The 12287-nt window shown below is 27.1% G+C and carries 11 protein-coding genes; 5 read left to right on the forward strand and 6 right to left on the reverse strand.

Annotated elements, in window-relative coordinates; genetic code table 11:
* The first annotated feature begins 7 nt into the window (after positions 1–7).
* Entirely contained in the window at positions 8–745 is a 738-nt protein-coding gene (gene cas6, locus I6E31_04780; GenBank protein ID MCF2639286.1) for a CRISPR system precrRNA processing endoribonuclease RAMP protein Cas6, read from the forward strand.
* A 557-nt stretch (positions 746–1302) separates the two neighbouring features.
* Positions 1303–1872, forward strand: coding sequence for a crossover junction endodeoxyribonuclease RuvC (ruvC, locus tag I6E31_04785; GenBank protein ID MCF2639287.1), 570 nt, complete (start codon positions 1303–1305; stop codon positions 1870–1872).
* 161 nt (positions 1873–2033) lie between these two features.
* Here the strand turns inward: ruvC and I6E31_04790 are convergent, their stop codons facing one another.
* Both I6E31_04790 and I6E31_04795 read right to left on the reverse strand, forming a co-directional pair.
* Entirely contained in the window at positions 2034–3185 is a 1152-nt protein-coding gene (locus I6E31_04790) for a GNAT family N-acetyltransferase (GenBank protein ID MCF2639288.1), read from the reverse strand.
* 108 nt (positions 3186–3293) lie between these two features.
* Positions 3294–4139 (reverse strand): MurR/RpiR family transcriptional regulator, encoded by an 846-nt coding sequence (locus I6E31_04795; protein ID MCF2639289.1) that lies wholly within the window; start codon positions 4137–4139, stop codon positions 3294–3296.
* A gap of 132 nt (positions 4140–4271) precedes the next feature.
* Between I6E31_04795 and I6E31_04800 the strand changes: the two genes are divergently transcribed.
* Positions 4272–5327 carry an alanine racemase gene (locus tag I6E31_04800; protein ID MCF2639290.1) on the forward strand — a complete coding sequence of 352 codons (1056 nt, stop codon included), beginning with the start codon at positions 4272–4274 and terminating at the stop codon, positions 5325–5327.
* 77 nt (positions 5328–5404) lie between these two features.
* Here I6E31_04800 and I6E31_04805 read toward each other — a convergent pair whose 3' ends face one another.
* On the reverse strand, positions 5405–5947 hold the full coding sequence (locus I6E31_04805; protein MCF2639291.1) for a hypothetical protein: 543 nt from the start codon (positions 5945–5947) through the stop codon (positions 5405–5407).
* Between the two features lie 130 nt (positions 5948–6077).
* Here I6E31_04805 and I6E31_04810 point away from each other — a divergent pair, with 130 nt between their 5' ends.
* Together I6E31_04810 and I6E31_04815 are read left to right on the forward strand one after the other, a co-directional pair.
* Positions 6078–6758 carry an rRNA pseudouridine synthase gene (locus tag I6E31_04810; protein MCF2639292.1) on the forward strand — a complete coding sequence of 227 codons (681 nt, stop codon included), beginning with the start codon at positions 6078–6080 and terminating at the stop codon, positions 6756–6758.
* A gap of 42 nt (positions 6759–6800) precedes the next feature.
* On the forward strand, positions 6801–7799 hold the full coding sequence (locus tag I6E31_04815; protein MCF2639293.1) for a tyrosine-type recombinase/integrase: 999 nt from the start codon (positions 6801–6803) through the stop codon (positions 7797–7799).
* Between the two features lie 927 nt (positions 7800–8726).
* Here the strand turns inward: I6E31_04815 and I6E31_04820 are convergent.
* From I6E31_04820 to I6E31_04830, 3 genes are all read right to left on the reverse strand, one after another.
* Positions 8727–9671, reverse strand: a complete 945-nt coding sequence (locus I6E31_04820) for an autotransporter outer membrane beta-barrel domain-containing protein (protein MCF2639294.1) — start codon at positions 9669–9671, stop codon at positions 8727–8729.
* Positions 9672–9683: 12 nt separating this feature from the next.
* The gene (locus tag I6E31_04825; protein ID MCF2639295.1) at positions 9684–10403 is read right to left on the reverse strand and encodes a Bax inhibitor-1/YccA family protein; all 720 of its coding nucleotides are present in this window, start codon (positions 10401–10403) and stop codon (positions 9684–9686) included.
* Positions 10404–10517: 114 nt separating this feature from the next.
* Positions 10518–12116, reverse strand: coding sequence for an FAD-dependent oxidoreductase (locus tag I6E31_04830; GenBank protein MCF2639296.1), 1599 nt, complete (start codon positions 12114–12116; stop codon positions 10518–10520).
* Positions 12117–12287: the final 171 nt, after the last annotated feature.

Here is a 12287-nt window from a genome sequence, read left to right on the forward strand (position 1 = left end):
GAAAAGGGTGATTTGTAGCTTTACATTATATTTAAAACCATTGGAGATTGGAAAAAAGATAAGAAGATATATAAACTATGATACTCTTTCTCCTTTTTTTAAAGAAAATGGGTTCAGTAAAGAGGAGATAAAGAAGATTGTTATCACTAATTTTCTAACAAAGGATAGAATTATAGAGAATAAGAATTACTCTTTAAAAATAAGTTCTATTGATGAAAATGTGATTATAAAATTATTTAGAGTTTTCTTTTTAAAAAAGTTAGAAAGATCTATTTTAAAAATAGGAGATTCTAATTTTATAGTTTTAAATATCTATACTAGTAATAGATATTCGAAGCAATTAGATGAGTCTAATTTTTCTTATAGGGAAGAGTACAACAACATTTTAAGTTTAAAAATTGTAACTCCCTTTGTTTTAAAAGTTGGAGAGAGATTTATTCCTACTTTAGAGCCAAAATATATAATAAAAAATATAGAAAAGAAGTTGGCCAAAAGTAGTATAAAAGAGTGGAAAAAATATATTCTAAAAAGAGAAACCTTTAACAATATAAAGATTTATAATATTGAAAATACTAATAGTGTAAAAATAAATAGTGAACTAGAGGGATATGGTGGAGAGGTACAATATATTTTAAATTGTGAAAAAGAAGAGATATATAAAATATATTTTTTATTTGAATTTGCTTTTTTCTCTGGAATTGGTTATATGTCTGAAAAAGGTTATGGACAAGTAGAGATAATATAATTATTAATGCACTCAACTTAAAATTGGGTGCATTAATATCTTAAAATTATAATTGAAAAATCAGTAAAAATATATTATAATACCTTTAAAGAAGGAAAAAAGAAATAAAAAATATTAGCGAAAACATAGTTTTTTAAAAAAATTATATTTAAAACTAAAAATAATGCTAAGAATTTTAACGAAAAATAACAAAAAACTCGAAAAATAAGGTTAAAATACCTAAAATTTTTAATAAAAACCTAGGAAAAATAAAGAGATTAACGACGAAAAAATCATATTTTATCTTGGATAAAAGATAGTTTCGAAAGAAAAGAGCTGTAGAAACAATTAACCAGTAAAAACAAGGATTGAAAGGTTTCAATGTATTGTACCATATAGCCTCTGCCTCTCTTAACTGTAGAAACAATTAACCAGTAAAAACAAGGATTGAAATTAAAAGATGTACTCTTAATGGGTACATTTTTTATTGCCTATAAATAACTATCAATAACTTATATTGAAAAAAAATGATAAAAATGTTATGATTGAATAGATAAAAAATAGAGAGAAGTGATAAAATGAGAGTGCTTGGAATTGACCCGGGAACTGCTATTGTAGGTTATGGGGTAATTGATTTTGAAAAGGGAAAATACAATGTTGTAGATTACGGTTGCATATATACAGATAAAGATTTGCCAATGGAGCAGAGGCTTTGTGAAATATATGAGCAGCTTACAGAGCTTATAAAAAAATACTCCCCAGAGCATATGGCAGTTGAGGAGCTGTTTTACTTTAAAAATAATAAAACTGTTATATCTGTTGGACAGGCTAGAGGGGTAATCTTACTATGTGGACAACAAAATGGAGTTAAGATACAAGGTTATACACCTCTTCAAGTAAAGATAGGGATTACAGGTTATGGAAAAGCTGAAAAGAAACAGGTACAATTAATGGTACAAAAATTTTTAGGAATGAAAGAGATACCAAAACCAGATGATGCTGCTGATGCTTTAGCCATAGCATTTACACATATAAATTCATTAAATAGTAGTTTTGGTGAGAGTTTAAATTTGAAATTAAGTACAAAAAATCTGCCTAAAGAGAAATTAACAGCTAAGGAGTATAGAGAGCTTTTATTAGGAAAATAAAATTTACTAAAAAAGTAAGAAATTAATTCTTGACTTTTTTTATAGGTTATTATATAATTAGAGCATAAAGAATCCTTTCGAAAAGTATTTTAAATTTAACTTAACTAACAAAAAAGCTGCCGTAGTCTGAAGGGTCAGCTTTTTTGTTTTTTTGGAGTTGATTATTGAAACTCTTGAATATAATTTTTTTGCTTTTTAAATATATTGCTTAAAACTTTTAAGTCTATATTATTGACTCTAATTTTTTCCAACTCTACTAGATCATCAATACTCATATATCCAGATACAAGAGTTGCTAAATCTCTTATATCAATATCTATATTCCAATTATCTATATTATCTAATTTTTTTACACTTCCATCTTCTTCTATTGAGAATACACCATTATTTTTATCTATTATATTATCTCTTACTTTAACATTAAAATTAATCCCTTTAATATCTAAATATGAAAGAATATTTTTTACATTTATAATTCTAGCTAATATAAATGGATTCTCTTTTTTTTCTACTTTTAATTGATTTGGAAAGAGAAAATTAAAATTACTTCCTTGAGGAGTGGCAACTTTAAGATTTGGATAATACTCTTTAAAAGTTTTTATAAATACCAACATAGTTTTAGCACTTTCAATATCAGAATAGAAAAACTCTCTAGCAAATATCTCTTCCTCTCTAAAGTAGCACATTAGATATCCTGTTATCCTCTTCTCCCTATAAAAAACATATATCTTACCATTTTCATTTTCAATCTCTGCTTTTATTCTATTAAAATATTCTTTATCTCTTTCTAGATATATATTAGTATTTTTCATCTTTTTATTATACAGTTCAATTATACTATTAAAATCCTCTTCTCCAGCTTTTTTTATCTCAATATCTCTATTGATACTATTAAAAGGTATATCCTCTAATTTTAATTCATATTCTTCTAAACCACTGATATACCCAAAACCAAAGTTACTATATATTTCAGTATTAATAGGACTTAGAAAAACTATATCTCTATTATTAGAAAAAGCATTTTTCAAACTGTGATTTAATAGCTTTTTCATATACCCTTTCCCTCTATATTCTGGAGAAACAGCCACTCCAACTATATAGAAAGAGGGTAAAATATTTCTATTAAAACAAATATCATATGGATTTTCATGTAGAGATGCTTTTATCTCACCATCCTCTTCTAACATTAAAAAATTCTTATCTCTATATATAGTTTTAAAATAAAAATCTATCTCCTCTTCACTATCAGTGAAATTTTCTCTCCATATATCTTTTGCTCTTTCTATATCATCTATTCCATATCTAATCATTATCTCACCTCTTGTTGATATCTTTATATATATTTTACTATGTTAAAATTAATGAGTAAACAGTTAAATAAAAAAATCTCCCAATAGTTATATTGGAAGATTATATCTGTATTAATCATTAGCAAAAAGAAAATCCTTTATTAAACTATTCTCTTTCCACTCTATCATCAATGAGTTCTTATTTTTCTCAAAAAGGGCTGTAAGTATTATATTACATAGCTCCATAGGCACTATATATGAGTTGAAAAATCCATTGTTTTCAACTGAAACTTTAAATGAAACATCACTTAAAAAGCTAATTTCAGAGAAGATATTACTTGTAATCAGTATTGTCTTAATCTTTCTCTCTTTTGCTAATTTAATAGCTTTTATTTCATCATTTAAAAATCTTGGGAAGGCAAATAGTATAACAACATCACCTTTTTTAGAATGGGAAAGAGTTTCAAAAAGTCCAAGTCCCCCTTCATTGACAGCCTCTGTATTATATCCCAATCTCTTTAGTTGCCAATACAAAAATTGAGATATAGATCTACTTGATCCCATACCGATAGAGTAAATCTTTTTCCCCTTGTCTATAATCTCAATAGCCTCATCTATCTGTTTAAAATCAACATTTGATAGAAACTCTTGTATATTTTTAAGATCAGCATTTACAATCTTATTGGCAATCTCACTTTTAGTGTGGAAACTATCCCAGTTTTTTATTAATCTATCATCTGGAGTCATCTCTGTAAGCTCACTTGCAATATAGTTTCTAAAATCAGTATATTTGTTAAATCCAACAGTTTTAGTAAATCTTAAAACAGAGGCATCACTAACCCCAATCTCTTTACCTAAATCCAATGCTGAAAGAACTAAAACTTTTTTAGGATTCTTAATAACATACTCAGCTATTTTCTTTTCTCCCTTAGTTAAAGTTCTATAATTCTCTTTAAAAAATCTATGTATTCTCTCCATAATTTAATTTACCCCTAATCTTTTTATTCTTTTAGTATATTATATCACAATATTCTCTTTTTTAGAAAAAAATCCTTTTATTTTAAATTTAAAATGCTATAATATAATTATAAAAAATTAGGGGTGGTATTGATGGTTATTAATTCTATTAGAATGGTTTTAGATCAAAACAATCTTTTACACAACATTAATTATTTGGAAAAGGCTAAAAATAAAAAGGTTCTTCCAGTAGTAAAGGCCAATGCTTATGGACATGGGGTAAATGTAATAGTACCTGTATTGTATAAAAGTGGACAGAGGGATTTTGCAGTAGCTCGTTATGTAGAGGCAGAGAATATTTTAAAGATGAACCTTGGAAACGATATTAGAATTCTTGTTTTTGAAAGCATTAGGGATATGGAATTGATCAAAGGAACTCCGAATATAGATATTGCTATTAATTCTATGGAAGAGTTTAAAGAGGCTATTGATGCTGGTATTGAGCCTTCAAGAATGCAACTGAAAATTGATTTTGGTTTTGGTAGAAATGGAATCTATGCTTCAGAGGCTAAAGAATTAAGAGAGTATATTTTAGAGAGAAACCTTAAATTAAGAGGAATTTACACTCATCTTTTTGCTGTGAACTACAAAGATGGATTAGAGATTATTGATAATTTCACTAAGATAGTTGATAGCATTGGAAGAGATAGATTTGAGATGATTCACTTACAAAATAGTGCTGGGGTAATGAACTATGATTGTGAAGTTGCTACACATATAAGAGTGGGAATGTTGACTTATGGACTGCAAGAGGTAGGATATTACGATCCTAACCTAAGACAAGTTTTTTCATTAGAGGGGCAAATAGCAGGGGTAAGAGAAGTAGATAAAAGTAAGTATGTTGCATATGAAGTTAAAGATGATTTGGACATTCCTAATTGTAAATACTTAGCTAAAATTAAAATTGGATATGGTGATGGTTTCTTAAAGAAAAATGAAAATAGTAAGTGTATTATAAATAATAAAGAGTTTAAAATAGCTGAAGTAACTATGGATAATACATTTATTGAAGTTGACGAAAGTGTAAAAGAGGGGGATAAGATATATCTATATAGAGATATAACAAAAGAGGTTAATTTTATAGGAATGAATATATATGAACTATTAACTATTTTAAGCCCTCGTATACCTAGAGAATTAAAATATTAATTATTTTTTATAATTTGTAATTTTATCTATATAAAAGAATAAAAGAGCTAGCTTATACTTTCCTAGCTCTTTTTATATTATCTAGATAGTTTATTTAATGCTTTAAATAGTTCTCTGTCCTTTTGAATTTTTCCAAACTTTGTTACAAGCCAGTTTAATTCTTGCTCTGTAAGATTAAGCTCATCTTTAACATATGTTTCTAGCTTTTCAACTTCTTGAGGTAAAAGAATAGGTTTAGTAGAATTATTGATCTCTTGTACTGTACCAGCTCCCTCAAAATATAGAAGTAACTTTTTCCAGTTAGAGAAAAGATCAGTTTTTCTAAGTAACATAACTGCTTTGTAATCTAGTTGTGGAATCTCCTTGTAACCTTTTCTTTTTAAGAAAGTTAAGATCTCATCATCTTTTTTACTATCTATCAAAACCTCTCCAGCTTTTTTGCTATTCATTATCTTAGGTAATCTCTTATCCTTTCCCTTAGTTCTAAGATATTTAGAAAGAGGAATTGTCTTTACCTCATTAAAAAACTCTATCACGAAATCATTAAACTCTTGATTTTCAGGGACTTCATTATTCTCTATTAATTCTATCATCTCATCTATCTTTTTAAAATCTACCATTTTATCTGTCTCCTCTAATTATAAGTATAGTAATATTATAGCATTTAGAAAAATAATTTAAAAGTTAAAAATTGCAAGTTAATAGAATATATGTTAGTATTGATATATAGAAAGTAATTGGAGGAAAAGAATGAGATTAGATAAATTTTTAACAGAGTGTGGACTTGGTAGTAGAAAAGAGGTTAAATCTTTGCTTACAAGTGGAAAAATAAAAGTTAATGGAGAGATAGTAAAAAATCCACAAACTAATATAAAAGAGAATGAAGATAGAGTTGAGTATAACAATAGAGTTTTAGAATATAGCAAATTTAGATATTATATTATGAATAAAAAAGCTGGGTATATAACAGCAGTGGAAGATCCAAGAGAGAAAACTGTAATGGAGTTATTGCCAGATTGGGTAATTAAAAAAGAGTTAGCTCCAGTAGGTAGATTGGATAAGGATACAGAGGGGCTCTTGCTTTTAACAAATGATGGGCAACTTAATCATAAACTTTTAGCACCAAAAAGCCATGTTGAGAAAACTTACTATGCAGAGCTAGAAAAAGATATAAGCAATGAGGATATTGAAAAGTTAGAAAATGGAGTTGATATTGGTGGATATATCACAATGCCAGCTAAAGCAGAGATAGTAGGAGAGAAGAAAATACATCTTACTATTAAAGAGGGAAAATTCCATCAAGTTAAAAAGATGCTAGAGGCAGTAGATAATAAAGTTATATATTTAAAGAGAATCTCTTTTGGAAAACTGTTATTAAATGATATGGAATTAGGAGAGGTAAGAGAGGTAAAAGTTGAAGATATTATTTAATTTTCTTAAATAATATAATAGGACTTTTTAGGAGAAAAGGAAATGGATATTGTTAAAAGAGGGGAAACTGGAGTTGTAACAGCCAGAAGAAAGAAAAGAGTTAAAGAGGAGAGAAAAAGTATATTTGAAATATATCGTTCTCCAAAAACTATAAAAGATTATATGTTCTACCTAAAGGATTTTCTCAACTTTGTATATGAAGGTGAGGGAGAGATTCGTGGTGATGAGCTTATAGATCTAATGAAAGATATAGATAAAACAGATGTAGAAGATTATATTAGTCACTTAGTTGATGAAAGGCAATTGAAGAAGACATCTATAAATAAGATTCTCTCTGCACTGAAATCACTGTATAAAGAGATGGAGAAAAATGGTTTTGATAATCCTTTTAAGTATATAGAACTATTTAAAGTTGGAAGAAATATAGATAATATTTTAAAACTATCTTTTGAAGATATAAAAAAAATTATAGGGCTATATAAAATCAAGGGAGAAAAGGAGTATAGAAATATAACTATATTATATACTCTATTCTATACAGGAATGAGAAGTCAAGAATTGTTAAATCTAAAGTTTAAACATATTCTTGTAAGAGAGGGAAATTATTATATAAAACTAGAGCAGACTAAAAGTGGAAGAGAACAATATAAATCTATATATGGAATACTTGCTGATAAACTTAATGAGTATAAAAATTATCTGCAATCTCTTTACTCTATTGATGATGAGGAGATAGAGGAGCAATATGTTTTTAGTAGCTCAGTTAAAAAAAATACTCAACTATCATATAGAGCATTATATGATTTAGTTCAAAATTTTGGAAAACTTATAGAGAAGGATATTAGCCCACACAATATTCGTCATGCTGTGGCAACAGAGCTTTCAATAAATGGAGCTGATCTTTTAGAGATTAGAGATTTTTTAGGACACGCAGATACAAGAGTAACAGAAGTATATATCAATGCAAAATCTGTTCTTGAGAAAAAAGTTTTAGAGAAGTTACCATCACTTTCTTCTCTTGATGATATAGCAAGTAAATAAGTAGCTATAATTTTAATTAAGAAAATAATATATAAATTTTAAAGATTAATTTCAGAATATAAAATAATTTTGATTTTAATCTTTTTTATTATTATAGATGAATACTTTATCAAGTATAAAAATATTTATAGTTTTTTAATTAAATTAAAGTTTAAATTTAAAATAATTAAGTTATTAAAAATTATTTAAGTAATATAACTGCATATAATTAACATTATATGTGGTTATATTAGTTGTTATATCTGTTTAATAATTATTTTAAATAATTTTATGAAGCTTATAGAATGATTTATATAGTATTACCATAAAATTTTCATTTTATCAAATATAAATTTTTATGGGGTTTCCTATATTTGACTTTTTCTATTATTATGTTATAATATATATGAAAGACCCAATGGGTACTTTGGAAAATGCAAAAAAGTTCTGATGAAATAAGCTCTCATTTATTGGGAGCTTGTTTCATATATATCAAATCCTCAGAACATTTGGTATATAGTAGAGCATTTTCCAAAGGAGGTACTATTATGTACATCTATATTGAAACACTGAGTATTAATGGAGGGATTGCAATTGCTTTCTTCATTCTTGCTTGGTTATGGTATAAAAGTAGATAAATAGTCACCTCAGCCCTGCGGGGCTTTTTTGTTTTTTGAAGATTATTATTTTTTATATAATTTTCTTAATTTTAGATATAGGACTAAAAAATATAAATAATTTAAAAATAGTAATTTTTCTTAAAATATATTATAGGTTTATTTTTTAAAATTATTAAAATTAAAAATTATTTAGTATTACTTTTAATTATAAGTAAATAAAGATTATATTTTATTGCTCAACAAAATTATAATACAACTCAAAAATTAGAAAATAAAAAACTGCTGAAAATGATAATTTTTAAACTATCAAATTCAACAGTTTTATTTTTTAGAAGTTATGTGTAAATCCTAACATTACCATATCATAGTAATAGTTTTTATTTACAAAAGCTAAATATCTAAGATTTACCAAGAAATCCTCTTGTAAGTAATAACCAATTCCAGCACTTAATACTCCAGTATCTCTTCCAGTTTCAAGAATTTTAATTTTTCCATCTCTAGTTCTAAGATCTGCTCTATCACTGAAATCATAATTCCATTCAGCACTACCATTTAAAAGCCACTTATCAGATATTTCACTATAATAACTTACACCTAAGTTACCACTTCCAACTCTATCATTATTATCTAAAATATCTCCATGCCCCTTAGTAGTATATTGATTCCAATTAACTCCAATATGTGGATATAGAATATTCTTCTCATTGATATCAAAAAAATACCCTGCCTCTGCTCCCAATGAATAGTTTTTACTTCTATATATTATATTAGATATATTGTTACTACTTAATATATTTTTCCCCTCATCATAACCAGCTTTTCCTATAAATAGAAAATCATTGTAGTTATAAGCTAGATAGGCATTAAGTCCATATGTTCTAACCTTTTGATCACTGTCATTGCTATCTTTATAATCAACTTTAGATTTTATATATCCAAGGCTCATACCAGTTATCATATTGGGATTTGATAGAAATGTACTATTAGTTCCAGTTAAAAATCCCTTTGTTTTACTAGAGTAATCTGTATTATAATTATCTCTATCATAGTTAGATTTCAGTTCTCCAATCCCCTCTATATATTGGCTACTACCACTATAACCTCTTCTATTTAATTTTTTAAATATTATGCTCTCTCTAAATTGCTCTGTTCCTCTATGTGTAATAATCTTGCTATTAATTTCAGCTAGATTATTTTGTAGATTATCTCTATTAGCCAATGTTGGTATAGAAATAGCTACTAAAGCAAGAACAGTTAAAATTCCTTTTTTCATCTCTCCTCCTAATTATCTTCTTTTCTTTCCAAAGATTCTTAATAGATATAGGAATAGATTGATAAAATCAAGGTAAAGATTTAAAGCTCCAATAATTCCTATTTTTTCAATAACTTCTCTATCTCCACCAGCAATATTATAAGCTAGACGTTTAATTCTATTTACATCATAAGCTATAAGAGCTGAGAATATAACTATACCTAATATAGTTCCAGCCCAATAAAGCATTGGTGCTTTTATAAAGAAGTTAATTAGTGACATTATAATAATAGAGATAAGTCCAGTCATCAAATATTTTCCATAGTGGCTTAAATCTTCTGAAGTAGTATATCCATATACTGCTATTACAACAAACATTACAAGAGCAACACCTAAAGTATATAGTATACTTATAGGATCAAATACAAATGCAAGGCTACTGAATAAAATACCATTCATAAGTGAATAGATAAAAAACATAAGTCTAGCTGTTCCAGATGACATCTTGTTTATACCTAAACTTAAGAAAAATACAAGTCCTAATTCAGCAAAAGTTATTATCTTAAAGTAAGGTACAATAGTGTAAAGTAAACTTTGATTAAAGAAAAATACATAAGCTGGAACTGCTGTTGTAATCAATATCCCAACTATCATATTAAGAAATACCTTTCTTAAAAAACCATTTGTTACCTCTGCACGATCTACAAAATTTCCATATTCATCTCTTTGTTCATTTAAATCATATTCATTCATAGTAATACCTCCTAAAGTATATAAAATTTAAAAGAACTTGAAATAAATTTTGTAAATATAATTACTAAAACTATATAATCTATCTACAAAAATTTATTTTTCAAATCCTTATAATTATAGACAAGTTTTAGTAAAGCTTAGATCTACTACCTTAATTCCATCTACTGCTGCACTCATTATTCCACCAGCATATCCTGCCCCTTCTCCTATAGGGAAAAACCCTCTAACATTTATAGACTCTCCTTTTATATCTCTAACTATCTTAACAGGAGCAGAGGTTCTAGTTTCTGGAGCAATTAGATTAACCCTATTAGAGATAAAGTAACTATTTTTACCCCAATTTTCAAAAGCAGCTTTCATATTATTAGTTATAAATTGAGGGAAAAGCTTATTTATATCATATGAGTTCATCTTCATATCATAACTACTTTCTATCTCTGATTTTGTCTCTCTATTACTCATAAAGTCCATTACATTTTGATATACTGCTCCATAGTTGTTTCCAATCTCAAAAGTTTTTCTTTCAAGCTTTTCTTGGAATTTCATACCAGAGAACAGCTCCTCACCAAATTCATTTTCCTTTATCCCTACAACAATAGCAGAGTTTGAAAATCTACCATCTCTTTGAGAATAACTCATACCATTTACCAATGTCCCACCAGTTTCAGATGCAGCATTTACAACTACACCCCCTGGGCACATACAGAAAGAAAATACTCCTCTATCCTCTTTTCTATTATTATATGTTACACTATATGTAGCAGCTCCTAATAGAGGATTTCCAGCAAATTTACCATATTGCATCTTATCAATATCCTCTCTAAGATGCTCAATTCTAACTCCAACAGCGAAAGGTTTATTTTCCATATGTACACCTTTTACCTGTAACATTCTATAAGTATCTCTTGAAGAGTGCCCTATAGCTAAAATTACAGAGTCCACTGAATAATATTCTCTCTCTTTTAAACCTCTAAGAATATCAATTCCTATAACTTTTCCATCTTTTATATGTAGATTTTCCATTTTACTATTAAAATAGAATTTTCCACCCATACTCTTTATTTTTTCTCTTAGATTTTTAACTACAACTTTTAATACATCAGTTCCTATATGTGGCTTATAATCCCACATAATATTTTCTTGAGCTCCACAAGCTACCAACTCTCTAAATACCTTATCTATATACTCACTTTTTATTCTAGTATTTAGTTTACCATCAGAGTATGTTCCTGCTCCCCCCTCACCAAATTGCACATTTGATTCTGAATTAAGAGCTTTCAGATCTGAGATATCAGAGGAGTTTATAAAGTTATTTGTTGTAATATCTCTCTTATCTACCTCTTCTCCCCTTTCAAATACTAATGGAATATATCCATATTCAGCTAATCTAAGAGCTGCAAAAAGTCCTGCTGGTCCTGCTCCTATAACAGCTACCTCTTTTTTATTAAAAAGTGGCTCACGTTTTGGAATCTCCTTTTCCTTTGCAATAGTTACATCTTTTAATTTAGATAGATCAATATCATTTTTTAAAACAACCTCTATTGAATAGATAAACTTAATATCATTTTTCTTTCTACTATCAATAGAACGTTTATTCCAAATGATTCTCTCTATATTCTCTTTTTTTATACCTCTTTTACCTATCTCTTTTATTAACTCTTTATCTTGATTTTTTTCTAAAGAGATAATTATATTATTTATATTTACTTTCATTACTCACCTCTTAACAGATTATAGCATAAAAAATAATCTCTATCAATTATCTCTATAATTAAGTTTATTTTTTATTTTAAATTTACTTGTTAATTTTTTAAATATTTTATCTAATAGGAGAAAAGGATAATAAAAAAGGTTATTACATGTAAAAAGTGTAATAACCTAATA

Source organism: Fusobacterium varium, from assembly GCA_021531615.1.
Classification (GTDB): Bacteria; Fusobacteriota; Fusobacteriia; order Fusobacteriales; family Fusobacteriaceae; genus Fusobacterium_A; species Fusobacterium_A varium_C.